Genomic DNA, 26,985 nt, shown 5'->3' on the forward strand with positions numbered 1-26,985 from the left:
TTGCTCCTTAACGGTAGGTGACTTTCTTGACCGCCGCCACCACCTCGTCCGAGGTGATCAGCGCGTGCTTTTCAAGGTTCGCGGCATAGGGCATGGGCACGTCCTTGCCGGTGCAGTTGATGACCGGGGCATCGAGATAATCGAAGGCGTTTTCCATGATATAGGCCGAGAGGTGGTTGCCGATCGAGCAGACCGGGAAGCCCTCTTCCACCGTCACGCAGCGGTTGGTCTTTTGCACCGAGGCGATCACGGTCGCATAGTCGATCGGGCGCAGGGTGCGCAGGTCGATGACCTCGGCCTCGATGCCCTCGCCACCCAGTTTCTCGGCGGCTTCAAGCGCGTGGGTCATGCCGATGCCGAAGCTGACCAGCGTCACGTCCTTGCCGGCGCGCACGACCTTGGCCTTGCCGAAGGGGATGGTGAAATCGTCCAGATCCGGCACTTCGAAGCTGCGGCCGTAGAGGATCTCGTTCTCCAGGAAGACGACCGGGTTGTTGTCGCGGATCGCCTGTTTCAGCAGGCCCTTCGCGTCGGCGGCCGAATAGGGCATGACGACTTTCAGGCCGGGGATCTGGGCGAACCAGGCGGCATAGTCCTGGCTGTGCTGGGCGGCGACGCGGGCGGCGGCGCCGTTCGGGCCGCGGAACACCATCGGCGCCCCCATCTGGCCGCCGGACATATACAACGTCTTGGCGGCCGAGTTGATGATGTGGTCCATCGCCTGCATGGCGAAGTTGAAGGTCATGAACTCGACGATGGGGCGCAGCCCGGCCATGGCGGCGCCGGTGCCGATGCCGGCGAAGCCGATTTCCGAGATCGGGGTGTCGACGACGCGGCGCGGGCCGAACTTGTCCAGCAGCCCTTGGCTGATCTTGTAGGCGCCCTGGTATTCGCCGACTTCCTCGCCCATCAGGAAGACGGTGTCGTCGCGGGTCATTTCCTCTTCCATGGCCTCGCGCAGCGCTTCGCGCACGGTCATGGTCTTCATCGGCGTGCCTTCGGGCCAGTCGGGCGACTGGTCGACGACCGGGGCCGGGGCGGGGGCCGCAGCTTGCGCCGGCGCGGCGGCAGGCGCTTCGGCGGCGGCCGGGGCGGGTTCGGCCTTGGCGGCGGGCGCGGCATCGGCGGATTCGCCTTCCTCGACCAGCACGGCGATGGGGGTGTTCACCTTGACCCCCTGGGTGCCCTCGGCGATCAGCAGCTTGCCGACGATGCCTTCATCGACCGCCTCGAATTCCATCGTGGCCTTGTCGGTTTCGATCTCGGCCAGGATGTCGCCGGATTTGACGGTATCGCCTTCCTTGACCAGCCATTTGGCCAGCGTGCCTTCCTCCATGGTCGGCGACAGGGCGGGCATCAGGATTTCGGTTGCCATGGTTGCCCTCCCTCAGGCGCTTTTCTCTTCGGCGTAGATATCGGTCCAGAGTTCCTCCAGCGCGGGCTCCGGGCTTTCCTTGGCGAATTCGGCCGAGTCGTTCACGATATCCTTGATTTCCTTGTCGATGGCCTTGAGGTCATCCTCGCTGGCGTGCTTGCCGGTCAAGAGCAGGTCGCGGACGTGTTCGATGGCGTCGCGTTCGTCGCGCATCTTCTGCACTTCCTCGCGCGTGCGGTATTTCGCCGGGTCGGACATCGAGTGGCCGCGATAGCGATAGGTCATCACTTCCAGGATATAGGGACCGTTGCCGGCGCGGCATTGCGCCACGGCCTTTTCGGCGGCGGCCTTGACTGCCAGCACGTCCATGCCGTCGACCTGCTCGCCCTTGATGCCGAAGGCCTCGCCCCGGCCGAAGAGCGTCGTCGACTTGGTCGAGCGCTTCATCGAGGTGCCCATGGCATATTGGTTGTTCTCGATTACGAAGACGACCGGCAGGTTCCACAGCTCGGCCATGTTGTAGGTCTCGTAGACCTGGCCCTGGTTGGCGGCGCCGTCGCCGAAATAGGCGAAGGTCACGTTGTCGTTGCCGAGGTATTTGTCGGCGAAGGCGAGGCCGGCGCCCAGCGGCACCTGCGCCGCGACGATGCCATGGCCGCCGTAGAAATGCTTCTCGCGGCTGAACATATGCATCGAGCCGCCCTTGCCCTTGGAATAGCCGCCCGAGCGTCCGGTCAGTTCCGCCATGACGCCGCGGGCTTCCATGCCGCAGGCCAGCATGTGGCCGTGGTCGCGATAGGAGGTGATGCGCTTGTCGCCTTCCTTGGCGGCAGCTTCCAGGCCGACGACGACGGCCTCTTGCCCGATGTAGAGGTGGCAGAAGCCGCCGATCAGGCCCATGCCGTAGAGTTGGCCGGCCTTTTCCTCGAATCGGCGGATCAACAGCATGTCGCGGTAGTATTTGAGCAGCTCGTCACGGGACACGTTCGACGTGCTTTCCTTGGCTGCGGGCTTTCTGACCATACGGGCCTCCTCCTCGGGGCAGGAATAGTTCAGCGTTAAACTAATTCTAGGGCAAGCTCGCGGGGGAAGTAAACCGGCCTTGTGCATAGGTCCAGAGGGCAGATGCGGAATCCTGCCCTTGCCGGCGATTTTCCGGGCAGGGGCCGCATTGCGGGGCGGCAGGGCCGCAGGGGTATTTGGAAAACGGTGAAACGGAGCGGCCGGTTCAGCGGATGATGATCTCGTCCGCGCGCACCAGGCCCAGCACGTCGCGGGCGCGTTCGTCCAGAAGGTCGAGGTCGAGATAGTCGTTCGACAGCCGCCGCGTCAGGTTGCGCATGCGGTCGACCTCGGCCTGCAGCTTGTCGCGCTGCTGGGCCAGGTCCTGGGTTTCGGCCTGCAACTGCACGCGGCGCAGGATGCCCGAGGGGCCCTGCACGGCGGCGAAGGCGAAATAGACCCCGAGCAGGATCATCACGACGAAGAAGATGATGGCGCTGATCGACAGGCGTTGGGTCATCAGGGTCGGCTCGTGGGGCTGCTCGCGTTTCGCGGGCGATCATGCCACAGGCGTCGCGCCGGGGGAATCCCCCATCAGGATGTCGGCAAGAACCAGCGCCATCACCCGGGCCGAATCCAGCATGTCCTGCACGCCGATCCATTCGTCGGGCTGATGCGCCAGATCCAGCACCCCCGGACCATAGGCGATGCAGTTCCTGAGCTTGCCGATACGGTCGATGTGTTTCTGGTCATAGGTGCCGGGGCTGACGACATAGCCCGCCTCGCGGCCCAGCACGCGCTGGATGGCGGCGGCGGTCGAGCGCACGACGGGCGCCTCGCGGTCGGTCATGCTGGGGATCACCTCGAAAAGGTCGCGGATCTCGTAGCGGAAATCCGGCCGCTGGGCGCGGACCTTGTCCAGCAGCGCCGTGACCTCGCGTTTGACCTCCGAGAGATCCTCCTCGATCAGGAAGCGGCGGTCGATGACGATGCGGCAGCGGTCGGGCACGCAGGGCGCGGGCAGGCCGGTGAAATCCGGGCCGAGGTCGGGCTCGCCGCCGTGGATCGCGTTGATGTTCAGCGTCGGAATGCGCGCGCCCTCGGGGATGACCGGCATTTCGGTGCGCTTGGTCAGCAGCAGCGGAAACAGGCTGCGCTCCATTTCCTCGAGCACGGCACCCATGTGGCGGATGGCGCTGTCGCCCAGGAAGGGCATCGAGCCATGGGCGATGCGGCCATGCGTCTCGATCTCGGCCCACCAGACGCCGCGATGGCCCAGGCAGATGCGGTCCTTGTGCAGCGGCTCGGGGATGATGACGTGGTCGACATGGGCAAAGGCGCCGTGCTCGGCCAGCCAGGCCACGCCGCCATAGCCGCCGGTTTCCTCGTCGGCGGTGGCGCTGATCTCGATCTGGCCGGGATGGTCGGGATAGAGCGCGACGAAGGCCTCGGCCGCGATGATGCTGGCGGCGAGGCCGCCCTTCATGTCGCAGGCGCCGCGGCCATAGATGCGGTCGCCGTCGATTTCGGCGCCGAACGGGTCGCGGGTCCAGCCGTGGCCGACCTCGACCACGTCGTGGTGGCTGTTGAAATGCACGCAGGCGCCGGGGGTGGCGCCGTGATGGCGGGCGACCAGGTTCCAGCGCGGGAAGGCCTCGCTGTCGCCGGGGCTGCCCTTGGCGCGGACCAGCGCGCAGTCCCAGCCCTGCGGCGCCAGCCGGGCGCGCAGGTATTCGCAGATGTCGCGATAGTGCCGGCCCGGAGGGTTCAGCGTCGGGATGCGGATCAGATCCTGGGTCAGGCGGATCAGATCGTCGCGGCGGTTCTCGATTTCCAGGCGAAGCGGGTCCATGGCCTGCAGGCTAGGCCGGGCCCGGCCGCGTCGCAATGGGGTCATTGACATGCGCGCCGCGCCGGCCTTCCATGCGGGCCATGAGCCGCAGCGAAAGCCTTGCCCGATGATCGCCTTTCTTCGCCTGATCGGCATGGTGCTGGTTGTCGAGCTGATCTTTTACGCCCTGATCTCGATCTATATCCGCAGCCTGCGCCGCGAGGCGCTTGAAAAGGAATGGGATCGCCGGCATCCCGAGCGGGCGGGCGCCAGCCCGGAACGACGCGAGTTCGTGCGGCGTTGCATGACAGGCTTCAGCCGGACGCTGCGGGCGCGGCTGGCGCTTCTGGTGCTGGTCCTGCCGCTGGTCGCCTTCGTCGCGATCGTCGTCATCGTGAATTACAACTGAGGGGGCGCCGATGCGCTGGTTCCTGACCGTTCTTGGGGTGATCTTCGGGATCGTGGTCTTTCTGTTCCTGGATTACGCGCTGCCCTCGAAGCAGACGGTGCGCATCACCAATACCTACAACCGGCTGACCGACATCGGCGCGAACCGCATCTTCTATGCCTCGCCCGACACCGGCACGGTGCAGAATGCGGCAGGTCAGCGCGACGTGCGTTTCATCGACACGGTGCGGCCGAACGGCAAGCCCTCTGTCTATCGCAACGAGGATACCGGCTGGATCTGGCCGCCCTATTTCAAATACGACAGCTCGAACCTGCATGCCCAGGCGACCGACCTGCGCTCGACCTCGGCGAAGCCGGAATGGGTCAGCGTGACCTCATACGGCTGGCGGGTGGCCTGGCTTTCGGTCTATCCCAACGCGATCTCGGTGAAGCCGGTGGCGGGGCCCGAGGTGAAGCCCTTCAACTGGGCGGCGCAGATCATCCTGCTGCTGCTGGGCGGGCTGCTGTTCCTGATCTGGCGCATGTGGAACCAGTTCCGCGAGCGCACCATCGACCCGGCCGTGCGGTCCGCCGACCAGGCCTGGGACCGGCTCGACGCCCGCGCCGATGCCGCCCGCGACCGTGCCCAGGGGCGGATGCGGCGCTGGTGGAACGGGCTCAAGGGCCGCTGAGATGCCGACCAGGAACCCGGGCACCGACTTTCGCCTCGACTGGTTCGAGGGGATCACCGTCAACACCCCCGCGGCCGAGCGGCGCGCCGCCAGCCTGCCCGCGCGCCGCAGCCTCAAGAAGGAATGGCAGGCGGCCTGGCTTCTGAACGCGGTGCGCTGCATCGACCTGACCACGCTGTCGGGCGACGACACGGCCGACCGCGTGGCCCGGCTTTGCGCCAAGGCGCGCCAGCCGGTCGATGCCGGCGACCTGGCGCTGATGGGGGTCGAGCACCTGACCACCGGCGCGGTCTGCGTCTATCCCACCATGGTGGCGGCCGCCAAGCGGGCGCTGGAGGGCACGGGCGTGCCGGTGGCCTCGGTCGCGACCGGCTTTCCGGCCGGGCTGATGCCCCTGGACCTGCGGCTGGCCGAGATCCGCTATGCGCTGGACCAGGGCGCCGATGAGATCGACATCGTGATTTCCCGCGCCCATGCGCTGCGCGGCGAATGGGCGGCGCTTTACGACGAAATCTGCGCCATGCGCGAGGCTTGCGGCCCGGCGCTGATGAAGGCGATCCTGGCGACGGGAGAGCTGAAGACCCAGACCAATGTCGCGCGCACAAGCCATGTCGCCATGCAGGCGGGGGCGGATTTCATCAAGACCTCGACCGGGAAAGAGCCGGTGAACGCCACGCTGCCGGTCTCGCTGGTGATGCTGCGCGCGATCCGCGACTACCGCGACCGCACCGGCTTTGCCGTGGGGTTCAAGCCGGCGGGCGGGCTGAAGACGGCGAAGGACGCGCTGAACTGGCAGGTGCTGATGGCCGAGGAACTGGGCCGCGACTGGCTGCGCCCCGACCTCTTCCGCATCGGCGCCAGCTCGCTTCTGGGCGATATCGAGCGGCAGATCTCGCATTTCGTGACCGGGCGCTATGCCAGCGCCCACAGGCTGGCGGCGGGGTGAGCATGCCGAAGGTGACAGAGATCATGGAAAGCATGGAATACGGCCCCGCGCCCGAGGATTCGGCCGCCGTCCGCGACTGGCTGCGCGAGCGCGGCGCATTCGGCCATTTCATCGCCGGCCGCTTCACCAGGCCGGGCCAGACCTTCGCCAGCCGCGACCCCTCGACCGGCGAGGCACTGGCGCAGGTCACGCAGGGCACCGCGCGGGACGTGGCAAAGGCCGTGCGCGCCGCGCGCCGGGCGCAACGCGGCTGGGGGGCCATGCCGGGCCACGACCGGGCGCGCTTCCTTTACGCCATCGCCCGCACGATCCAGAAGCGCGAGCGGTTCCTGGCGGTGCTGGAGACGCTCGACAACGGCAAGCCGATCCGCGAAAGCCGCGACATCGACGTGCCGCTGGTGGTGCGGCATTTCTATCATCACGCCGGCTGGGCCGAACTGGCCGAGACCGAGTTTCCCGGCCATCGCGCCCTGGGCGTCTGCGGCCAGATCATCCCGTGGAATTTCCCGCTGCTGATGCTGGCCTGGAAGGTGGCGCCGGCGCTGGCGGCCGGCAATACCGTGGTGCTGAAGCCGGCCGAATACACACCGCTGACCGCGCTGGCCTTTGCCGAGATCTGCGCCCATGTCGGCCTGCCGGCGGGCGTGGTCAATATCGTCACCGGCGACGGCGACACCGGCGAGGCGCTGGTTGCGGCCCCGGTCGACAAGCTGGCCTTCACCGGCTCGACCGAGGTCGGGCGCCAGATCGCCCGCGCCTGCGCCGGCTCGGGCAAGAAGCTGACGCTGGAGCTGGGCGGCAAGTCGCCCTTCGTCGTCATGGCGGATGCCGATCTGGACGCCGCGGTCGAGGGCGTGGTCGATTCCATCTGGTTCAACCAAGGCCAGGTCTGCTGCGCCGGCTCGCGCATCCTGGTCGCGGAAAGCGTCTCGGCCCGGTTCGAAACCCTGCTGCGCGCCCGAATGGCGCGGCTGCGCACCGGCCCGCCGCTGGACAAGTCCACCGACATCGGCGCCATCGTCGATCCGGTGCAGAAGGAGCGCATCCTCTGCATCCTCGACCGCGCGGTGGAGGCGGGGGCGGAGCTGGTCGGCGGCCTGCCCGGCAAGGGCTGTTTCATCGCGCCGGGCTATCTGCGCAATATCGCGCCCGCGAACCCCGGCATGATCGAGGAGATCTTCGGTCCCATCGCCACGCTCTCGACCTTCCGCACCCCGGACGAGGCGGCGGATCTGGCCAACAATACCCGCTACGGGCTGGCGGCCTCGGTCTGGTCCGAGAACGCGGCGGTGGCGACCGACCTTGCGGCGCGGATCAAGGCCGGCGTGGTCTGGGTCAATTGCGTGAACCTCTTCGACGCGGCCGCGCCCTTCGGCGGCATGCGCGATTCGGGCTATGGCCGCGAGGGCGGGCGCGAGGGCATGCTGGACTATCTCGCCGCGCCCGCGCTTGCGCAACGCGACCCGCTGCCGGCCGAGATCGTGCCGGCCGAGGCTTCGGGGATAGACCGCACCGTCAAGCTCTATATCGGCGGCGCGCAGAAGCGGCCCGACGGCGGCGCAAGCTATCTGGCCCAGGACGAGCTGATCCCGCTGGGCAACCGCAAGGACATCCGCAACGCCGTCGAGGCGGCGCAGGGCAGCCTAGCGAAATGGCAGGGTCTGGGCGGCCACGGCCGGGCGCAGGTGCTGTATTTCCTGGCCGAGAACCTGGCGCAGCGCCGGGCGGAATTCGCCGGCTTCGCCAGCCCGGCCGAGGTCGATGCCGCCATCCGCCGCTGCTTCTTCTATGCCGGCTTTGCCGACAAATACGACGGCGCCACGGTCGCGGCGAAGCCCGGGCACCTGTGCCATGTCCAGCCCGAACCGCATGGCGTCATGGGCCTGGTCGCCCCGGTCGCGGCGCCGCTGGCGGGGTTCCTGTCGCTGGTGCTGCCGGCCATCGCCATGGGCAATGCCGTGGTGGCGGTGCCCTCGCAGGACCGGCCGATGGCGGCCCTGACCCTGGCGCAGGTGCTGGCCTGTTCGGACGTGCCGGGCGGCGTGGTCAATATCGTCACCGGCCCGCGCGATGCGCTGTCGGCGGCGCTGGCCGGGCATGACGGCGTCTCGGCGATCTGGCATGCCGGGCAGGGCGAGGGGCTGGCCGCGACCCAGGGCCTGGCGGCGGCGACGCTGATCCCGGTCTGGGTGCCGCCGCCGCGCGACTGGAGCGATCCGGCCGCGCAGGGCCGCGAATTCCTGCGCGCGGCGAGCCGGATCAAGACGATCTGGCTGCCCTATGGCGCGCTTCCCGCCGGGACCGGCAGCGCGGTTTACTGAAGCAAGGGCGGCGTCTTGAAGATGGGGGCTTTGCGCCCCCACGCCCATCGGCCCTGCGGTCCGACGGGCTTCCCCCGCAGGATATTTTTACAAAAGAGAATGGCTTAAGGCGGGCGCGGAATTGCTTGATGGCCGATGCGGGTTCGGGCGGGCGATCACGCGAGCTGTCCGCAGCGGCCTAGGCATCGAAGTCATGAGCGGTCCTGTCATCGTGCGGGCGCGCCAGGCGCTGAACGACGAGACCCCGGTGATCGGATTTGATCAATGCCTGGACGCGGCACCATCGAGGCCGGACGGAGGCTGATCGGGCAGGCCTGCAGGTCATCCCTGCCACCCGCCCGCGGAAGTCCTGCAGGCGTGGAACCGCATCCCGCCGGTCCCCTGCATTCGGCCGGGCCATCGCTGTCGCGCCAGGCTGCCCCTTCAGGCCGAGCGCAGCCAGCGCAGTCCCGCCTCGGTCGAGGTCAGCGGTGTGTATTCCGCCCCCACCCAGCCCTGGTAGCCGGACTCGTCCACGGCGCGGAAGAAGGCGGCGAAGTCGATGTCGCCCTGTCGCGGTTCGTGCCGGCCGGGGCAGCTGGCGATCTGGACGTGGCGCACCAGGGCGGCATGGCGATGCCACAGCTCGAGCGCGTCGCCATGGATCATCTGCGCCTGATAGGCGTCGAATTGCAGCCCCAGGTTCGGCGCGTCCACCGCGGCGATGATCTCGGCCGCCAGGTCGAAGCTGTCGAGGAAATAGCCCGGCATGTCGGCCTTGTTCATCGGCTCGATGGTCAGGCTGGCCTGGGGGGCGCGGGCGCAGGCCCATTTCAGGTTCTCGACCAGGGTGCGGCGCGCCTCATCGCCCTGGGCCTTGCCGGCCATGACATGCAGATGCCGCGCGCGCAGCCCCTGGGCAAAGCGCAGGGCGCGGTCGAAATCGCTGCGAAAGCGCGCCTCGTTGCCCGGCTCGGCCGCGAAGCCGCGCGGACCGCCGGCCCAGTTCGGCGGCGGCGTGTTCATCAGCACGAACTCGACCCCGGCGCCATGCGCGGCCTGGCTCAGTTCCTTGACCGCCAGGTCATAGGGGAACAGGATCTCGACCCCGTCGAAACCCGCCTTGCGCGCGGCGGCGAAGCGCTGCTGCATCGGCAGCTCGGTGAAGAGATAGGTCAGGTTGGCCGCGAAACGCGCCATGCTCAGGGCTCCAGGGGAAAAACCGTCCCTTCCGAATGCACTTCCATACGCCCGTTTTCGCCGGGCGTAGCCGCATCGGCCAGTCGGTAGAATGTCTTGCGGTCGATCAGCGCCCACAGCCCGCGCCGGATGTGGACATAGGGCCGGGGCTCCTCGGCCGTGCCGCGCAGCTCGATCGGGTGGTCGGGGCCGGCCGTCACGCGGTCGCCCACATTGGTGGTGAAGTCGATGCCCGCGCCGATATCGGCATCGACGGCGACGAAGGGCGCATCGACCACGCGGATGCCGACCTTTTCGACCGGGGTGACCAGGAAGTAACCGTCGCCCTCGCGCTTCAGGATCGAGGCGAAAAGCCGCACCATCTCGGGCCGGCCGATGGGGGTGCCATTGTAGAACCAACTGCCGTCGGCGCGGATCTCCATGTCGAGATCGCCGCAGAAGGGCGGATTCCACAGATGCACCGGCGGCGGCCCCTTGGCCGAGGCGCGGCTGGCGGCGGCGGCGATTCCGGCCGCGTCGCTCACAGCATTGTCAGTCTTTTCCACCATTCCCTGTGGACCCCGTCACGGCTGGCTTTATGCTGTCCTAAAGCAGAAACGGGGCGTTGTCATGGCCGAGGATGAAAAACTGGTTTCCGAAATCCTGACGCTGACCGAAAGGCTGGGCCGCGCCCGCGCCAGCGTCGAGCGCCGCTTCGTCGGCCAGCATGCCGTGGTCGAGCAGGTGCTGGCCGCGATCCTGTCCGGGGGCCACGCGCTGCTGGTCGGTCAGCCGGGCCTGGGCAAGACCATGCTGGTCGATACGCTGGCGACCGTGCTGGGCCTCGATACCGCGCGCATCCAGTTCACCCCCGACCTGATGCCGGCCGACATCCTGGGCTCGGAGGTGCTGGACATCCTGCCCGACGGCAGCCGCGCCTTCCGCTTCATCGAGGGGCCGGTCTTCACCCAGCTGCTGATGGCGGACGAGATCAACCGCGCCAGCCCGCGCACGCAATCGGCGCTGCTGCAGGCCATGCAGGAGGGCGAGGTCACCATCGGCGGCGAGCATCGGCCGCTGGGCCGGCCCTTCCACGTTCTTGCCACGCAGAACCCGATCGAGCAGGAGGGCACCTATCCGCTGCCCGAGGCGCAGCTCGACCGTTTCCTGTTGCAGATCGACGTGGACTATCCCGACCGCGACACCGAGCGCGCCATCCTGCTGGCCACCACGGGCACGGAGCAGGGCGAATCGCATGCCGTCTTCGACGCCGAAGGGCTGATCGCGGCCCAAGGGCTGATCCGGCGCATGCCGGTCGGCGAATCGGTGCTGAACGCCATTCTCGACCTGGTGCGCGCGGCGCGTCCCGGCGCGCCCGAGGCGCCGGGCTGGATGGCGGACACGCTGGTCTGGGGGCCGGGGCCGCGCGCGGCGCAGGCGCTGACGCTGGTCACGCGGGCGCGGGCGGCGCTGAACGGCCGCTTCGCGCCGACGCTCGACGATGTCGAGGCCATGGCCGCGCCGGTGCTGCGCCACCGCATGGCGCTGAGCTTTGCCGCCCGCGCCCGCGGCGAAACCATCGAAGGCGTCATCGCCCGGCTGCTGGGCGACCGGATGCGGGCCGCGGCGTGAACACGCGCCCCGACCAGCTGCGGGCGGGGGCCGAGGCGGCCTCGGCCGGCCTGCCGGCGCTGATGCTCTCGGCCGAGCGGCTGGCGGCGGCGCTGGTGCCCGGCGCCCACGGCCAGCGCCGCGCCGGCACGGGCGAGGATTTCTGGCAATACCGCCCGGCGACGGCCGGCGACACCGCGCGCAGCATCGACTGGCGCCGCTCGGCGCGCTCGGACGGGCAGTTCGTCCGCGACCGCGAGGCGCAGGTGGCGCAATCGGCCTCGCTTTGGGTTTCGGCGGCCGCGGGGATGGATTACGCGGGCGCGCCGTCGCGGCCAGCCAAGCGCGACCGCGCCGACCTGCTGGCGCTGGCCTTGGCCATGGCGCTGCTGGCGGGGGGCGAGCGCGTGGCGCTGGCCGGGCAACTGCCGCGCCCCGGCCGGTTGCAGGCCGAGCGCATCGCCGAGGCGCTGGTCAGCCGCGCGGCCCTGCCGAGCGACGAGGATGCGCCGCCGGCCGAGGCGCTGCGGCCGGGTCAGCGCGTGGTGCTGTTCGACGATTTCCTGGGCGATCCGCAGCCGGTGCTGGATTATCTCGCGCATGCGGCCGGGCTGGGGATCGGCGGTGCGCTGATGCAGGTGCTCGACCCCGACGAGGAGGGCTTTCCCTGGGAGGGGGCGGTGCTGTTCCGGTCTGGCTCGGGCGCGCTGCGGCACGACACGCGCGACGCGGCCGGGCTGCGCGACGCCTATCTGGCGCGGCTGGCCGAGCGGCGCGCGCTGCTTTCCCGCGCCGCGCTGGCCTCGGGCTGGCATTTCGGCACGCACGATACCGGCCAGCCGCCCGCGCAGGCGCTGTTATGGCTCTGGTCGGTGCTGGAGGGCTGATGCTGGTCCTGGGCCCCCTTGGTTTCGTCGCACCCTGGATCCTGTCGGCGCTGGTGGCGCTGCCGGTGCTGTGGCTGATCCTGCGCGCCATGCCGCCCTCGCCGCGGCAGGTGCGGTTCCCGGGCACCCGGCTGCTCCTGGGCCTTCGGGACGCGCATCCGGTGGCGCGGCACACGCCCTGGTGGCTGTTGCTGCTGCGGGTGCTGGCGATTGCGGCGCTGATCCTGGGCTTCGCCGGCCCGGTCTGGAAGCCGGCGCCGGAGCAGGGCGGGCAGGCGCCCTTGCTGATCGTGATGGATGCCGGCTGGGCTGCCGCCCCCGATTGGGCGCAGCGCCAGGACCGCGCGCTGCGGGCGCTGGATGCGGCGGGCGCGGCCGGCCAGCCGGCGGCGCTGCTGGTCGCGGACGGGCAGGCGGCCGGCGCGCTGCCGTTCCAGCCGGCGCCCGAGCTTGCCGCGCAACTGCGCGCGCAGCGCCCCGCGGCCTGGGAGACGCGCTATCCCGCCGATCCGCAGGCCGCGCTGGCCGAGGCGCCGGCGCGGTTCTCGACCCTGTGGCTCAGCGACGGGCTGGAGCATGACCACCGCGCCGCGTGGCTCGATGCGCTTGCCGCGCGCGGGCCGGTCAGCGTGGTGCCACCGCAGGGCCCGCGCATGGCGTTGCAGACCGTGGCCGGCGACCAGCCGGCGCTGCTGCTGCGCACGACCGGCGGCGCGGCGCCCGACGTGCTGGCGGTGGGCCTCGATCCGCAGGGCACGCCGCGCGAGCTGGCGCGGCTGAAGCCCGGTGCGGCGGACACCCGGGCCGGCGTTGCCACCCATCCGGTGCCGATCGACCTGCCGTCCGAATTGCGCAACCGCGTTACCCGCTACGAGATCGAAGGCCAGGCCTCCGCCGGTGCCGTGGTGCTGGCCGACGACAGCCTGCGCCGGCGCAAGGTGGCGCTGGTCGGTGACGACCGCGCCAGCGAGGGGCAGCGGCTGCTCTCGCCCCTGCATTACCTGCGCCGGGCACTGGCGCCCTCGACCGACCTGATCGAGGGCGGCCTGGGCGATGTGCTGCAAGCCGCGCCCGATGTCATCGTCATCGCCGACCAGTTGGGCCTGCCCGAGGAGCCGGCGCTGCGGGAATGGGTCGAGAAGGGCGGTCTGCTGATCCGCTTTGCCGGCCCGCGCATGGCGGCATCGGACCGGCTGTCCGAGGAGCCGCTGCTGCCCGTGCGCCTGCGCGCCGGCGGCCGCGACATCGGCGGCGCGCTGAGCTGGGGCGACCCGCGCGGCATCGCGGGTTTCGCCCCCGAAGGTCTGTTCGCCGGCTTGGCCGTGCCCAGGGACGCCACGGTGCGCGCGCAGCTGCTGGCCGAGCCGGCCCCCGACCTGGCCGAGCGCAGCATCGCCCAGCTGACCGACGGCACGCCGCTGGTCACGCGCGCAGGCTTGGGGCAGGGGCAGCTGGTGCTGTTCCATACCACGGCGAATGCCGAGTGGTCCTCGCTGGCGCTGTCGGGCCTGTTCGTCGAGATGCTGGACCGGCTGGTGCGCAGCGCCCGCGTCAGCCTGGCCGAGCCGGAAAAGGACCAGGCCGAGCAGCCCTTCTGGCTGCCCGAACTGGTGCTGGACGGCTTCGGCCGCGCCGCGCCGCCCGCCGACCCGGTGCCGGTCGCCGCCGCCGATTTCGCGCAGGGGCCGGCGCCGGGCGCACCGGCCGGCCTCTATCGCGGCGGCGAGCGCATGGCGGCGCTGAATGCCGGCGGCGCCATGGCGCCGGCCGCCTGGCCCGGCGCCCGCATCGAAAGCCCGGCCGAGGCGCCCGGGCTGGACCTGCGCGGCTGCCTGCTGGCCTTCGCGGCGGCGCTGTTCGCGCTGGACGCCCTGGGCAGCGCCTGGCTGCAAAGCGGCACGCGCCGCAGGAGGCTGGCATGAGGTGGCTCGCGTTCCTGGCCGCGCTGCTCTGGGCCGCGGCGCTCGGGGCGCAAGAGGCGCCCGACCCGCGCCTGACCCGCGCCGCCGACGAGGTGACGCTGGCCTATGTGATCACGGGCGACGCCGATGTCGATGCCGCCTCCGAGGCGGGGCTGCGCGGCCTGTCGCAGGTGCTGACCCAGCGCACCACGGTCGAGCCCGGCCCGCCCGTCGGCATAGACCCCGACAGCGACGACCTGTCGCTGCTGACCTTTCTCTATTGGCCGGTGACGGAGAGCCAGCCCGCGCCCTCGCCGCAGGCTTATGTGCGCATGAACCATTTCCTGCGCTCGGGCGGGATGATCCTGTTCGACACCCGCGACGGCGACATCGCGGGCCTGGGCGGGCCGGACGGCTCGGCCGCGCTGCAACGGCTGGCGGCGCCCCTGGACATTCCGCCGCTGGCGCCGATCCCGGCCGACCATGTGCTGACGCGGACCTTCTACCTGCTCAAGGATTTCCCCGGCCGCTACCAGGGCAACCCGGTCTGGGCCGAGGCCCCGCCCGCCGGCGTCGAGGCGGCCGAGGGCGTGCCTTTCCGCAACCTCAACGACGGCGTCTCTCCGGTCATCATCGGCGGCAATGCCTGGGCCGAGGCCTGGGCGGTGGATCAGGGTGGCCTGCCCATGTTCAGCATCGGCGCAGGCTTCGACGCCGAGCATCAGCGCGAGATGGCGAACCGCTTCGGCGTCAATCTGGTGATGTATGTGCTGACCGGGAATTACAAGTCGGATCAGGTGCATGTCCCGGCCTTGCTCGAAAGGTTGCGCGGCGAGGAGATGTCGCAATGAGCGGGCTGGCCTTCGATCCGCTGCTGCCCTGGCCGCTGGTCGGCGCCCTGGCCCTGCTGGCGGCGCTGGTCGCGCTGTGGTCGCTGTGGCGCGGGTTGCGCGGCTGGCTCTTGCGCGGGCTCGCCGGGCTTGCGGTGGCGGCGGCCTTGGCCGGCCCGGCGCTGGAATCGGGCATCCGCGACAAGCTCTCGGATATCGTGATCCTGCTTGACGACCGCAGCGCCAGCCAGGATCTGCCGGGCCGTGCCGCCCGGACCGATGCGGCCGTGGCCGAGATGACGCGCCAGCTTTCCGCCCTGCCGGATACCGAGATCCGCCGGGTGACGCTGGGCGACGACCCGGACGGCACGGCTCTGGGCGCGGCGCTGACCCGGGCCCTTGCGGCCGAGCCGCAGGGCCGCGTCGCGGGCGTCATTGCCGTGACCGATGGCCTGGCCCATGACCGGGCGATGATCCCCGCCGCGGCCCCGGCGCCGGTGCAGGTGCTGCTGACCGGCGAGGATCGCGACTGGGACCGCCGGCTGGTGATCGAGGAAGCGCCCGCCTACGGCCTGATCGACAAGCCCGTCACCATCCGCCTGCGCGTCGAGGACCAGGGCGCCGTTCCGCCCGAGATCGCCCAGTCCCCGGCCCGGCTGCGCGTGGCCCTGGACGGCGAGCCCCTGCGCGGCCTGGACCTGCCGCCCGGCGTGACGCTGGACCTGCCGGTGGTGCCGAAACATGCCGGCCAGAACGTGGTCTCGATCGGTTTCGACGCGCCCGAAGCCGCCATTCCGGAACTGACCGACCGCAACAATGCCGCTGCGATCCAGATCCAGGGCGTGCGCGACCGGCTGCGGGTGCTGCTGGTCTCGGGCGCGCCGCACGCGGGCGAAAGAACCTGGCGCAACCTATTGAAATCCGATGCGAATGTTGACCTGATCCATTTCACCATCCTGCGGCCGCCGGACAAGATGGACGCGGTCCCCGTGGACGAGATGTCGCTGATCGCCTTTCCGACCCAAGAGCTGTTCATGGAGCGGATCAAGGATTTCGACCTGATCATCTTCGACCGCGACCGGGTGCGCGGCATCCTGATGCCGCAATATTATGAAAACATCCGCCGCTACGTCGAAGAGGGCGGCGCGGTGCTGGTCTCGGCCGGGCCCGAGATGTCCACGGTGGAAAGCCTGAACCTGTCGCCGATGGGCGCGATCATCCCGGCGCGCCCGACCGGCCGGGTCTATGACGAGCCCTTCCTGCCGCGCCTGACCGAGGACGGCCAGCGCCATCCCGTGACCGCCGGCCTGGCCGGCGCGCCGGCCGAGGGCTCGGACAGCCATTGGGGCCGCTGGCTGCGCATGTCGCAGGTGATCCCCGACCCGCGCGCGCAGGTGGTGATGACCGGCGCCAATGACGAGCCGCTGTTGATCCTGAACCGGGTCGGCAAGGGGCGGGTGGCGCTTCTGACCTCGGACCAGGTCTGGCTCTGGGGCCGGGGCTTCGAGGGCGGCGGGCCGCAACTCGAGCTTTTGCGCCGCATCGCGCATTGGTCGATGCAGGAGCCGGATCTGGAAGAAGAGGCGCTGCTGGCCGATGTCTCGGACCTTGGCGTCACCGTCACCCGCCGCACCATGGACGCGACCGCCGGCCCGGTGCGCATCACCCATCCCGACGGCAGGACCGAGGATCTGGCCCTGACCGAGGCCGACCCCGGCCGTTTCACCGCGCGCTGGACGGCGCCGGGGCCGGGGCTTTACCGGCTGAGCGATGGCGCGATCAGCCGCGTCGTTGCGCTTGGCCCCGCCGCTCCGCGCGAATTCGAGGAAACCGTGGCGACACCCGCCGCGCTGGCGCCCCTGGCCGAGGCCACGCATGGCACCGTCCTGCGCCTGGCCGAAGGGATGCCCGGCCTGCGCAGCGTGCGCGAGGGCCGTCCCGCCCATGGCCAGGGCGTCGCCGGGCCGTGGATCGCGATCACGCCGCGCGACGCGGCCTCGGTCAGCGGCATGACGCATCGCCCGCTGCTGCCGGGCTGGGCGTGGCTCGCGCTGATCGCGGCGCTGGCACTGGCCGGCTGGCTGGCCGAGGGGCGCGGGCGCCTGCTGGCTGGCCGCGCCTGAAACTTGCCAATCCGCGGCCCCGTTGCTAGGCAAATGAAAACATTCCAAGAGGACCGCATGGCTTCCGACGAGACCGCCTATATCCCGCCGACCGAAGTCGATCTGGCCGCGATCAAGCGCATCCTGCCGCATCGCTATCCTTTCCTGCTGGTGGACAAGGTGCGCGACATCGTGCCGATGGAAAGCTGCGTCGGCGTCAAGAACGTGACCTCGAACGAGCCGCATTTCGAGGGGCATTTCCCACAGGAGCCGGTGATGCCGGGCGTGCTGATCATCGAGGCCATGGCCCAGGCCGCCGCCGTGCTGGTCGGCGTGTCGCTGGATCTCGCGGGCAAGGGCATGGGCACCTATTTCATGTCCATCGACAAATGCCGCTTTCGCCAGAAGGTGGTGCCGGGCGACGTGCTGGAATTGCACATGAAGACCCTGCGCGGTGGCGGCAAGGTCTGGAAATTCGAGGGCCGCGCCATGGTCAACGGCCAGCTTGCCGCCGAGGCCGAGGTCATGGCCATGCTGAACCGTGGCGACAATGGCTGACGCCCGGGTCCATCCCTCGGCCGTGGTCGACCCCGGTGCCGTGATCGGCGAGGGCTGCGAGATCGGCCCGTTCTGCGTGCTCGGCCCCGAGGTCAGGCTGGGCCGCGGCGTGGTGCTGAAATCCCATGTCGTGATCGCCGGCGACACCACGATCGGCGACGAGACGGTGGTGTTCCCCTTCGCCTCGATCGGCGAAGTCCCGCAGGACCTGAAGTTCCGCGGCGAAAAGGTGCGGCTCGAGATCGGTGCCCGCAACCGCATCCGCGAATATGTGACCATGAACCCCGGCACCGAGGGCGGCGGCGGCGTCACCCGCGTCGGCGATGACGGGCTCTTCATGGCCGGCAGCCATGTCGCCCATGACTGCCAGATCGGCGACCGGGTGATCCTGGTGAACAATGCCTCGGTGGCCGGCCATTGCCATCTGGAAGATGACGTCATCATCGGCGGCCTGTCCGGCGTGCACCAATGGGTGCGCATCGGCCGCGGTGCCATGATCGGCGCGGTGACCATGGTGACGGCCGACGTGATCCCCTTCGGCCTGGTGCAGGGGCCGCGCGGCCATCTCGACGGGCTGAACCTGGTCGGGCTGAAACGCCGCGGCGCCTCGCGCGAGGAAATCCACGCGCTGCGCGACATGCTGGGCAAGCTGGGCCACGGCAGCTTCCGCGACACCGCCCGGCAGATGGTGGACGAGGAGCACGGGGCGATGGTGCGCGAGGTGCTGGACTTCATCCTCGGCCCCTCGGACCGCAGCTTCCTGGCGCCGCATCCATGAGCCGCATCGCCCTGATCGCGGGCGAGGGCCTGCTGGCCCCTGCCGTCGCCGCCGCGCTGGACCAGCCGCTGGTCTATGCGCTGGATCACCTGAAGCCGCAGGTCGAGGCGCGGCCGTTCCGGCTGGAGCGGCTGGTGCCCTTCCTGGACGAGCTGGCCGACCAGGGCGTGACGCAGGTGGTCTTTGCCGGCGCCATCCGCCGGCCGCGCATCGAGCCGGACCTGTTCGACCCCCGCACCATGACCATCGTGCCGCGCATCCTGATGGGCATGCAGTCGGGCGACGACGCCGCACTGCGCGCGGTGCTCGACGTATTCGAGGAATCCGGCATAACCATCAGATCCGTCGATGAAATCCTTCCCGATCTTGTGCCGCAAGAGGGCGTGCTGGCCGGCAACCCCAGCCCGCGCGACCAGAAGGATGCCGCCCGCGCGGCCGAGATCGTCGCCGGGCTCGGTGCGCTCGACATCGGCCAGGGCGCGGTGGTGGCCCAAGGCCTGTGCCTCGCGGTCGAGGCGCTGCCCGGCACCCAGGCGATGCTGGAATTCGCCAAGGCGCATGCCGGGCTGAAACCCGATCCCAAGGGCGCCGGCGGAGTGCTCTACAAGGCGCCGAAGCCGGGGCAGGACCGCCGCATCGACCTGCCGACCATCGGACCCGACACCGTAAGCCAGGCCGCCGAGGCGGGCCTTGCCGGCATCGCCTGGCAGGCCGGAAGCGTCATCCTGCTGGAACGTGCCGAGGCGATCGCCCGCGCCGAATCGGCGGGGCTGTTCCTCTGGGCGCGGGGGTGAACAGGTTTTTGGAAAACGGAAAGCCGCCTGTTTCACCGTTTTCCAAATACCCCAAGGACGGGGCCGCGGCAGCGGCGGTTGGGTATTTGGACAACGAAGAAACCCGCATGGCTTCTTTGCTCTTCAAATACCCATGGGACATGGCAAGCGGAGCGGCGCGATGAAGTTCTTCCTGATCGCCGGCGAGCCTTCGGGCGACAATCTGGGCGGGGCCTTGATGGCCGGGCTGAAGCAACTCGACCCCGACGCCGCCTTTATCGGCGTCGGCGGGCCGGCCATGGCGGCCGAGGGGCTGGAGAGCCGCTTTCCCATGGACGAGCTCAGCCTGATGGGCATCTGGGAAGTGCTGCCGAAATATCGTGCGCTGAAGGCCCGCATCCGCGAGACGGCGCAGGCCGTCGCCGAGGCGCGGCCGGACGCGCTGATCACCATCGACAGCCCGGACTTCTGTCTGCGCGTGGCGCGCGAGGCCCGCGCGCTGAACCCCGAGCTGCGCACCATCCACTATGTCGCGCCCTCGGTCTGGGCCTGGCGGCCGGGGCGGGCGCAGAAGATGGCCCAGGTCGTCGACCATGTGCTGGCGATCCTGCCCTTCGAGCCGCCGCTGATGCGGGCCGCCGGCATGAGCTGCGATTTCGTCGGCCATCCCATTGCGGCCGAGCCGGTCGCCAGCGCCGAGGAGGCCGCCGGCTTCCGCACCGCCCACGGCATCGCGCCCGAGACGCCGCTGGTGCTGTGCCTGCCCGGCTCGCGCCGCAGCGAGGTCGCCCGGCTGGGGCCGCGCTTCGACGAGGCGTTGATCCGGCTGCGCGACCGGGTGCCCGAGATCCGGGTGGTGATCCCGACGGTGCGCGGCGTCTCGGGGCTGGTGCATGACATGGCGCGGCGCTGGCCGACCGCCCCCATCGTGGTCGAGGGCGCCGAAGAGAAACGCGCGGCCTTTGCCGCCGCCGACCTGGCGCTGGCGGCCTCGGGCACGGTCAGCCTGGACCTGGCGGCGAATGATGTGCCGATGGTGATCGGCTATGACGTGGCGCCGCTGAGCCGGCTGATCATCGGGTTGCTGCTGAAGACGGATACCGTCACCCTGGTCAACCTGGTCAGCGAGACGCGGGTGGTGCCGGAATTTCTGGGCCGGGCCTGCCAGCCGGGGCCGATGTCCCAGGCGCTCTATCGGCTGGTCGAGGATGGCGAGGAGCGCGCCCGGCAGATTGCCGCGATGGAACTGACCATGCGGCGGCTGGGGCGCGGCGGCGAGGCTCCAGGCCTGCGCGCCGCGCGTTCCGTGATGGGCGCGATCAGCGCTGCGCCGCGACCACGATGATCTCGACCTTGTAGTCGGGGGTGGCGAGCTTGGCTTCGCCGGTGGCGCGGGCCGGGGTGTGGCCGGCGGGAACCCAGGCGTCCCAGACCGCATTCATCTCGGCGAAATCGGCCATGTCGGCCATCCAGACCTGCGCCGTCAGGATGCGGGTCTTGTCCGAGCCGCATTCGGCCAGCAGGCGGTCGATCTGGGCCAGCACTTCGCGGGTCTGCTCGGTCACCGATTCGCCGGGCTTGCCGACCTGGCCGGCCAAGTAGGCGATGCCGTTATAGACCACGGCCTGGCTCATGCGGGCGCCGGTCTCGATGCGTTTGATCTCGGACATGGTTGATCCTTTTCGGTTGGGGCTCGGCAAGGGCGCCGTCAGCACAGCGCCCTCATGCCAAAGCCCGCCGCCGCGATCAATGCCCGGCAGGAGCAGCGGCTCGCGAATGAGCGTCACTGGCGGATCAGAAGACGCCGGTCAGATAAAGCAGGATGATCACGAAGATCGGAACCCCTAGGAACCACGCGATGATGCCCTTCATGCTTTCCTCCATTTGTCCAAGCCGCTCAAGCGGTTGCAAATGGAACGCGGCGGGGGCGGGCGGGTTCCGCGCCGCCCTCAGCGCGGATCGTTCAGGTCGCCGTCGCCGCGGATCTCGTCATCGTCGCCGAAGCGGGCGTCGTCGTCATATTCATCCTCGCCCTCGCCGACGAATTTCGCCGACAGCGCAAGGGAATGGCCGTCGTGGATCGGGTCCATGACCACGTCCGAGGGGATTTCCCCCGCCAGCCATTCACGGATCTCGTCCTTGGTCTCGGCGATTTCCTGGCCGGTGACCTCGGCGATATAGCGGATGAAGGCGCGCTGGTCGCCGTCGATCTCGTCCAGCTCATCCTCGTCGGCCTCGGGCCATTTCTCGGTGATCGCCTCGTAGAAGGCAGACCAGTTCGCCTGGACATTGCTCCATCTCATCAGTAGCCGCCTCCTCCTATGCCACCCTGCACCATGCGCGAGGCGCCGGTGATGTCCTCGCCGACGCCGGCGACGGTATTGCATCCGGCCAACGCCAGGACAGCCAGCAAGGTTGCGATGCGAACGGTCTTCATTTCTTCTCCTCCTGCCACCAGGTTTCCGGCATGAACCCCGGCCAGTCCCCGTAAAGCGGCGTGTTTTCAGGATAATCCAGACGTGCGGCATGGGCCAAGCGCGAAATGCGCGAATAGCTGACCGGGATGACATAGCGCCCGGCGGTTAATATCCGGTCAAGCGCCCTGACCGCGGCGTGGAAATCCGCATCGCTGCGGGCCTGGGTCATCTCGGCGATCATCGCCTCGGCGGCGGGCGAATCCATGCCCATCCAGTTCTTGCTGCCGGTCGCGGTGACGCCGCTGCGGCCCCAATAGAGCAACTGTTCGTTGCCGGGCGACAGCGACAGGCCGCGCTCATACCAGGTCATGTCGAATTGGTAATTGTTGGTCCGCTCGACATATTGCGCGGCGTCGAGCAGCGTCACCTGCGGCCGGATGCCAAGGTTGCGCAGCGATTCGACGAAGATGTCGACGATCTGCCGGGTCTCGGCGCTGGTGCGCATGGCGCTGCCGGACTGGTTCAGCAGGATCTCGAAGCGGAAGGGCTGGCCTTGGGCGTCGCGCAATTCGCCGTCCTGCACGCGCCAGCCGGCCTGCCGCAGCAGGTCCAGCGCGGCGCGGATGCCCTGGCGGTCGATGGCGCGGGTGCCGCCCTCGGGCAGGCTGTAGCCGGTCAGCGTGCCGGGCGGCAATTGGGCGGCAAAGGGCGCCAGCAGTTCCGCCTCGCGTCCCGTGGCGGGTCCGGGCCGCATGCCCAGGTCCGAGTTCGAGAAATAGCTGGTGATCCTCGGGTCCTTGCCACCCGACAGCGTCATGTTGATGAAGCGATAGTTGAAGGCCTCGATCATCGCCTGCCGCACCCGCCAGTCGGCAAACAGCGGATTGCGCGTGTTCATCACCAGCCCGATGATCCCCGAGGGCCGCTGATGCGCGATCTCGGACTTGACCACGCGGTCATCGCGGATGGCGGGAAAGTCGAAGTCGCGGTCCCAGCGCGCGGCGACCAGTTCGCGCCAGACGTCGATCTCGCCGGCCTTGAAGGCCTCGAACATGGTCGAGGCATCGGCGAAATAGTCATAGCGGATCACGTCGAAATTATACATGCCGCGCGTGACGGGCAGGTCGCGGCCCCAGTAATCCGGGTTGCGGCGGAAGCTGATCGCGCGGCCGGGATCGACCTTGTCGATGACATAGGGCCCCGAGCCGATGGGCGCCATCAGGCTGGAGCGGTCAAAGTCGCGGCCCTGCCATTGCGCCTTCTTCAGGATCGGCCGCATGCCCATCAGCATGGCAAGCTCGCGGTCGCGGGTATTGAAGGTGAAGCGGACCGAGCGCGGGCCGGTCCGCTCCATCTTCGCCACCTTGGACCAGACGGCGGTATAGCGCGGGTGGCCCTTGGTCCCGAGCGTCTCATAGGACCACATGACGTCCTCGATGGTCACGGGCGCGCCGTCCGAGAACCGCGCCTCGGGCCGCAGGGTGAATTCGACCCAGCTTCGGTCCGGGTCGGTCTCGACGCTTTCGGCCAGAAGCCCGTAAAGCGTGAAGGGCTCGTCGATCGAGCGCATCATCAGCGACTCGGTCACGAGGCCGGGCTGGGTGAAGATCGGCCAGACCGGATTGCCCATCAGGATCCAGGGATTCAGCGAATCGAAGCTGCCGGTCTCGGCCAGGCGAATCGTGCCGCCCTTGGGCGCGTCGGGATTGACGTAGGGCAGGGCGGAAAAGCCCGGCTCCAGCGCAGGTTCTCCATACATTGCAATGGCATGCATGGGCTCGGCGAGGCTTGCCAGCGGCATGGATGCAACACACACGCAAAGCGCGATTCGCCGCCAGATCGCGGATTCGTTAGCAAATTTGAAGAATCGCATGCTCGAAGGCCCTGTTTTCCGGGTCGCTGATGTTGTTGGCGCCGAGATTAACCGGCCGTTCACCACGAGGCAAACTTGAGCCTTGGACTCATGGGGGGAAAAGCGTATAGATAAGGCACTGCTCGATAGGTTTCTTGCCTGTATGAAACCTGCCTCATGACTTGCGCCCGCCTCGTGCGGGCGCTTTTTTATTGGGGTTTCCACGGACCTGCGGGCGGGGAATCGAGGTGCGCCCGCGCGGGAATCGATCACGCGAAAATGTGAAGCGGAACGGTGGTTTCGCCGGGGTTTCGGGGGGGCTTTCCGCCCCGGCCCGGGTGCCCTTGCCGCGGCCGCGCAATTTCCCCATGCTGCCGCCCAGGCGACACGGCATGCAGGAGAGGCAGCGATGTTCGAGAAATTCCTCAGCGGCAAGACGGCGGTGGTGACGGGCTCCAACTCGGGCATCGGGCTCGGGATCGCGCATGAACTGGCCCGCGCCGGCGCGGACCTGGTCCTGAACAGTTTCACCGACGCGCCCGAGGATCATGCCCTGGCCGACAGCCTGGCGCGCGAGCATGGCGTCAGGGTGCGCTATATCCAGGCCGATATGTCGAATGGCGAGCAGTGCCGGGCGCTGATCGAGCAGGCCGGGGCTTGCGACATCCTGGTCAACAATGCCGGCATCCAGCATGTCGCGCCGATCCCGGATTTCCCGGTCGACAAGTGGAATGCGATCATCGCGATCAACCTCAGCTCGGCCTTCCACACCACCGCGGTGGCGCTGCCGATGATGCGCAAGGCGGGCTGGGGCAGGGTGGTGAACATCGCTTCGGCCCACGGGCTGACGGCCAGCGCGTTCAAGTCCGCCTATGTCGCGGCCAAGCACGGCATCGTCGGCCTGACCAAGGTAACCGCGCTCGAAACCGCCGGCGAGGCGATCACCTGCAATGCGGTCTGCCCGGGCTATGTGCTGACGCCGATCGTCGAGAAGCAGATCCCCGACCAGATGAAGACCCACAACATGAGCCGCGAGGAGGTGATCGCCAAGGTCATGCTGCAGCGCCAGCCCTCGGGCGAATTCGCCACGGTCGAGCAGATCGGCGGCACGGCGGTCTTCCTGTGCTCGCCGGCGGCGGATCAGATCACCGGCACGACGATCTCGGTGGACGGGGGGTGGACGGCGATGTGAGGGCGCGCGATCTGGCGATCAAGCTGACGCAGCAGCACCGGGTACGATGAAATCCTATGGAGTAAAGTGTCGAATTCGGCCTCCGGGGAGAATGCTGGCGATCTATAGCGGTCACTATGTTCACGGTGTCGCTCTCGACGAAATCGAACACCGGATCCAAAATGGCTTGTTACGCTCATTAAGTATGTCTAATTGACCCAGGATCAGCGAAAATAATGCTCTGATCGACAATTATCCTTCGAGGATTTTCGCAACCCCGTCGCAGTCTCTCGTCAGACATCAAGCCGGGACCGTCTTGGACCGGCACCCGCAGACGGAGACAAGATCACGCCCCATGTTCCTGCGCGCGGCCCGGCTTGCAGAAGTTGCTCGGCGCCAGCCGCGCGACGATCGGCCGTTGGCATCGCGAAATCCCGAACTTTCCTCGCAAGATCAAGAACGGCACGCCCAGGACGGAGAACTGCTCGACGCGATTCCTGGTGTCTGAAGTTGAGGCTTACCTGGAGGTCCTGGAGGCCGGCGTCGACGCGGCGGCGTGACCTCCTCGACCAATCGCACGCGAGGACCCCTGGGGACCCTGGCTGATCGAGGTTCGGCTAGTGAAGGGGTGGGAGCCGAGGGCTTTGTGCCATCGCTGTGCCACGGCGAAAGCGTGCCACGAAAGCGCCAAGAAACGCCTTAGAAATATCGCTGTATTTTAAAGGGGTTAAATGGTGCCCGGAGGCGGATTCGAACCACCGACACGCGGATTTTCAATCCGGCCGTCGCGTTCGCGCTCTGAAATGAGAAATCCGGACTTCTCCCCCTAGAGAACGAAAAATATATGAATAATCAATGAACTACATGGGTTAACCGCGCCATGTCAAGCGCGTTGCCGCGCCGGTTCGGGCCGAGATTAGCTATTTTGGGGACAAAGTCCGGTGTGATCTGGTGTCCCCACGGTGTCCCCGATATGCTGCTTGCCGGAATGCCGAGTTGGAGGAACAATAGGTGGCGAGAGTCGATCTCACCGACCACATGATCAGAAAACTGGTCGTCGAGGTCAGGACGGATTTTGCGGACGCCCGGGCTCCGGGGCTGTCGCTGCGCGTCACGCCGGCTGGATCGAAGACATGGGCCGTGCGCGGGACGGCCTTGGATGGTTCGAAGCAAAGGCTCACGATCGGCAGCTATCCCGACATATCACTGAAAGACGCTCGTATCCGGGCGGCGACGGTCATGGCCGAGATCCGCGCCGCTGCCGGCAATCTCAATGCGGCGAAGCGTGAAGCGGCATTGGCCCGGACCGGAGATCCTACGCTTGGCGAACTGGTCGCGGAATACGAAGCCGGTCCAGGCGCCGGCAAGGCTACCTGGACCCGGACGAAGAATGATTGCGACTCGGAAGCACGTAAGCGTATTCAGACCGTATTTTCTGGACTACTGAATAGACGCGTCACCGAAATCCCAGACGATGATTTTGCTGATGCCATGCTCAACTACGTCCCGCTTTCCGGGGCTCCGAAAGCCAATGGGCAGGTGTCGAAAGGCCGGGCCTACCTGATGCCGGTCATGGATTGGGCTGCAGGCCGGGGCAAGTTCCGGGTGGCCGGAAAACGGCGGAGGCCGGTGCTGGATGTTGTCGACATCAGGGACACGATGGACCCGGCGTCCGATGACGAGGAAATCACGGGAAAGCGTGATCGAGTGCTCAGTCCCGATGAACTGCGGTCGATCCTTCCGCTGCTTGTGTATCCAGCTCCTGCTGCACTGAAAATGAAGATGGACCCTGAATTTGACGTCCGGCCACTTGCCATCAAGTTTATTTTGTTGACCGGGGCTAGGCTGAGGGAGGTCTCTGCGGCCCGATGGGGCCATATCGATTTTGAGGCACGAACCTGGTTTAAACCGCGGGTCAAATCTGTGCGCGGCGGCCTACGCAGTCAGTTGTTGCCTGTTTCAGGCGCCGTGATCGCATTGCTCCAAGGAATTCCGGGTCATCTTGGTAGGGCACCAGAGGATCTGATATTCCCTTCTGCAATGCGGACGCAGCTGGATAACTGGGAGCGTATCACTGGCGCAATCATGCGCGAGACCGGAACGGCCGGATGGCATCGCCACGATTTGCGCCGGACATCGGCCACCATCATGCGCTCGGTTGGCGTGGAACTGTCAACAATCGACCGTATTCTGGGCCACCGGACGGACCATCGCCGGGAGGAGGCTAGTCGAGCAGTTGATGCGTATCTGTCGGATATTGACCTGACGGGCATTGCAGAGGACCCACAGCGCCAGGCCTTGGAAAAGCTGGCAGACACCTACGAACGGATTCAACATGCCCGGCAAGGCTGAGGGCTAACTACTCCGAGTAAAAGTCATCGGAAAACCCGGAG

The 26,985-nt window shown here is 68.3% G+C and carries 26 protein-coding genes and 1 tRNA gene; 16 read left to right on the forward strand and 11 right to left on the reverse strand.

Features of this window, described 5'->3' with window-relative positions; all coding sequences use genetic code 11:
- Positions 1–7: 7 nt before the first annotated feature.
- The 4 genes from PARN5_RS0112600 to PARN5_RS0112615 form a co-directional block, all read right to left on the reverse strand.
- A complete protein-coding gene (locus PARN5_RS0112600) occupies positions 8–1,375 on the reverse strand; it encodes a pyruvate dehydrogenase complex E1 component subunit beta (protein WP_018000130.1) in 1,368 nt (455 codons plus the stop codon).
- Positions 1,376–1,387: 12 nt separating this feature from the next.
- A complete protein-coding gene (pdhA, locus tag PARN5_RS0112605) occupies positions 1,388–2,398 on the reverse strand; it encodes a pyruvate dehydrogenase (acetyl-transferring) E1 component subunit alpha (RefSeq protein ID WP_018000131.1) in 1,011 nt (336 codons plus the stop codon).
- A 205-nt stretch (positions 2,399–2,603) separates the two neighbouring features.
- Positions 2,604–2,897, reverse strand: a complete 294-nt coding sequence (locus PARN5_RS0112610) for a septum formation initiator family protein (protein ID WP_018000132.1) — start codon at positions 2,895–2,897, stop codon at positions 2,604–2,606.
- Between the two features lie 39 nt (positions 2,898–2,936).
- Entirely contained in the window at positions 2,937–4,229 is a 1,293-nt protein-coding gene (locus PARN5_RS0112615; RefSeq protein ID WP_018000133.1) for an acetylornithine deacetylase/succinyl-diaminopimelate desuccinylase family protein, read from the reverse strand.
- Positions 4,230–4,335: 106 nt separating this feature from the next.
- Between PARN5_RS0112615 and PARN5_RS0112620 the strand changes: the two genes are divergently transcribed.
- From PARN5_RS0112620 to PARN5_RS0112635, 4 genes are read left to right on the forward strand one after another with little or no spacing between them, the layout of a single operon-like run.
- Complete coding sequence (locus PARN5_RS0112620; protein WP_026155393.1) at positions 4,336–4,617, forward strand: hypothetical protein; 282 nt, start codon at positions 4,336–4,338, stop codon at positions 4,615–4,617.
- A 10-nt stretch (positions 4,618–4,627) separates the two neighbouring features.
- The gene (locus PARN5_RS0112625; protein WP_018000135.1) at positions 4,628–5,287 is read left to right on the forward strand and encodes a DUF1523 family protein; all 660 of its coding nucleotides are present in this window, start codon (positions 4,628–4,630) and stop codon (positions 5,285–5,287) included.
- Between the two features lies 1 nt (position 5,288).
- Entirely contained in the window at positions 5,289–6,233 is a 945-nt protein-coding gene (gene deoC, locus PARN5_RS0112630) for a deoxyribose-phosphate aldolase (RefSeq protein WP_018000136.1), read from the forward strand.
- Between the two features lie 2 nt (positions 6,234–6,235).
- Complete coding sequence (locus tag PARN5_RS0112635) at positions 6,236–8,554, forward strand: aldehyde dehydrogenase family protein (protein ID WP_018000137.1); 2,319 nt, start codon at positions 6,236–6,238, stop codon at positions 8,552–8,554.
- Positions 8,555–8,977: 423 nt separating this feature from the next.
- Here PARN5_RS0112635 and PARN5_RS0112640 read toward each other — a convergent pair whose 3' ends face one another.
- Together PARN5_RS0112640 and PARN5_RS0112645 are read right to left on the reverse strand one after the other, a co-directional pair.
- Positions 8,978–9,733, reverse strand: a complete 756-nt coding sequence (locus PARN5_RS0112640; protein WP_018000138.1) for a TIM barrel protein — start codon at positions 9,731–9,733, stop codon at positions 8,978–8,980.
- Between the two features lie 2 nt (positions 9,734–9,735).
- Entirely contained in the window at positions 9,736–10,281 is a 546-nt protein-coding gene (locus PARN5_RS0112645; protein ID WP_018000139.1) for a DUF1285 domain-containing protein, read from the reverse strand.
- 61 nt (positions 10,282–10,342) lie between these two features.
- On the opposite strand from PARN5_RS0112645, the gene PARN5_RS0112650 reads away from it, so the two are divergent.
- From PARN5_RS0112650 to lpxB, 9 genes are all read left to right on the forward strand, one after another.
- Entirely contained in the window at positions 10,343–11,344 is a 1,002-nt protein-coding gene (locus tag PARN5_RS0112650; RefSeq protein WP_018000140.1) for a MoxR family ATPase, read from the forward strand.
- A gap of 62 nt (positions 11,345–11,406) precedes the next feature.
- Positions 11,407–12,210, forward strand: a complete 804-nt coding sequence (locus tag PARN5_RS0112655) for a DUF58 domain-containing protein (protein ID WP_157404033.1) — start codon at positions 11,407–11,409, stop codon at positions 12,208–12,210.
- On the forward strand, positions 12,210–14,132 hold the full coding sequence (locus PARN5_RS22095; protein ID WP_346420602.1) for a BatA domain-containing protein: 1,923 nt from the start codon (positions 12,210–12,212) through the stop codon (positions 14,130–14,132). Before PARN5_RS0112655 ends, PARN5_RS22095 begins: the two co-directional genes overlap by 1 nt.
- Positions 14,129–14,962, forward strand: coding sequence for a DUF4159 domain-containing protein (locus PARN5_RS25200; RefSeq protein ID WP_346420603.1), 834 nt, complete (start codon positions 14,129–14,131; stop codon positions 14,960–14,962). The genes PARN5_RS22095 and PARN5_RS25200 overlap by 4 nt, the downstream gene beginning before the upstream one ends.
- Entirely contained in the window at positions 14,959–17,064 is a 2,106-nt protein-coding gene (locus PARN5_RS0112665) for a membrane protein (RefSeq protein WP_018000142.1), read from the forward strand. Before PARN5_RS25200 ends, PARN5_RS0112665 begins: the two co-directional genes overlap by 4 nt.
- A 57-nt stretch (positions 17,065–17,121) precedes the next feature.
- On the forward strand, positions 17,122–17,601 hold the full coding sequence (gene fabZ, locus PARN5_RS0112670; protein ID WP_018000143.1) for a 3-hydroxyacyl-ACP dehydratase FabZ: 480 nt from the start codon (positions 17,122–17,124) through the stop codon (positions 17,599–17,601).
- Positions 17,594–18,379, forward strand: coding sequence for an acyl-ACP--UDP-N-acetylglucosamine O-acyltransferase (gene lpxA, locus PARN5_RS0112675; protein WP_018000144.1), 786 nt, complete (start codon positions 17,594–17,596; stop codon positions 18,377–18,379). Before fabZ ends, lpxA begins: the two co-directional genes overlap by 8 nt.
- Positions 18,376–19,173, forward strand: a complete 798-nt coding sequence (gene lpxI / locus PARN5_RS0112680; RefSeq protein ID WP_018000145.1) for a UDP-2,3-diacylglucosamine diphosphatase LpxI — start codon at positions 18,376–18,378, stop codon at positions 19,171–19,173. Before lpxA ends, lpxI begins: the two co-directional genes overlap by 4 nt.
- Before the next feature lie 160 nt (positions 19,174–19,333).
- Entirely contained in the window at positions 19,334–20,497 is a 1,164-nt protein-coding gene (gene lpxB, locus PARN5_RS0112685) for a lipid-A-disaccharide synthase (RefSeq protein WP_018000146.1), read from the forward strand.
- Here the strand turns inward: lpxB and PARN5_RS0112690 are convergent.
- From PARN5_RS0112690 to PARN5_RS0112710, 4 genes are all read right to left on the reverse strand, one after another.
- Complete coding sequence (locus PARN5_RS0112690) at positions 20,472–20,822, reverse strand: RidA family protein (protein ID WP_018000147.1); 351 nt, start codon at positions 20,820–20,822, stop codon at positions 20,472–20,474. The genes lpxB and PARN5_RS0112690 overlap by 26 nt on opposite strands.
- Before the next feature lie 279 nt (positions 20,823–21,101).
- Positions 21,102–21,455 carry a hypothetical protein gene (locus tag PARN5_RS0112700; protein ID WP_018000149.1) on the reverse strand — a complete coding sequence of 118 codons (354 nt, stop codon included), beginning with the start codon at positions 21,453–21,455 and terminating at the stop codon, positions 21,102–21,104.
- Positions 21,455–21,589 (reverse strand): hypothetical protein, encoded by a 135-nt coding sequence (locus PARN5_RS25115; RefSeq protein WP_018000150.1) that lies wholly within the window; start codon positions 21,587–21,589, stop codon positions 21,455–21,457. The genes PARN5_RS0112700 and PARN5_RS25115 overlap by 1 nt, the downstream gene beginning before the upstream one ends.
- Positions 21,586–23,442 (reverse strand): extracellular solute-binding protein, encoded by a 1,857-nt coding sequence (locus PARN5_RS0112710; RefSeq protein WP_026155395.1) that lies wholly within the window; start codon positions 23,440–23,442, stop codon positions 21,586–21,588. The genes PARN5_RS25115 and PARN5_RS0112710 overlap by 4 nt, the downstream gene beginning before the upstream one ends.
- A gap of 388 nt (positions 23,443–23,830) precedes the next feature.
- Between PARN5_RS0112710 and PARN5_RS0112715 the strand changes: the two genes are divergently transcribed.
- Both PARN5_RS0112715 and PARN5_RS0112720 read left to right on the forward strand, forming a co-directional pair.
- A complete protein-coding gene (locus PARN5_RS0112715) occupies positions 23,831–24,613 on the forward strand; it encodes a 3-hydroxybutyrate dehydrogenase (protein WP_018000152.1) in 783 nt (260 codons plus the stop codon).
- A gap of 356 nt (positions 24,614–24,969) precedes the next feature.
- On the forward strand, positions 24,970–25,152 hold the full coding sequence (locus PARN5_RS0112720; RefSeq protein WP_018000153.1) for a hypothetical protein: 183 nt from the start codon (positions 24,970–24,972) through the stop codon (positions 25,150–25,152).
- A gap of 172 nt (positions 25,153–25,324) precedes the next feature.
- Here the strand turns inward: PARN5_RS0112720 and PARN5_RS0112725 are convergent.
- Positions 25,325–25,410 (reverse strand) — tRNA-Phe (locus PARN5_RS0112725).
- 193 nt (positions 25,411–25,603) lie between these two features.
- Here PARN5_RS0112725 and PARN5_RS0112730 point away from each other — a divergent pair.
- Positions 25,604–26,944, forward strand: a complete 1,341-nt coding sequence (locus PARN5_RS0112730; RefSeq protein ID WP_157403985.1) for a site-specific integrase — start codon at positions 25,604–25,606, stop codon at positions 26,942–26,944.
- Positions 26,945–26,985 lie beyond the last annotated feature (41 nt).

This window comes from Paracoccus sp. N5, assembly GCF_000371965.1.
Lineage (GTDB): Bacteria > Pseudomonadota > Alphaproteobacteria > Rhodobacterales > Rhodobacteraceae > Paracoccus.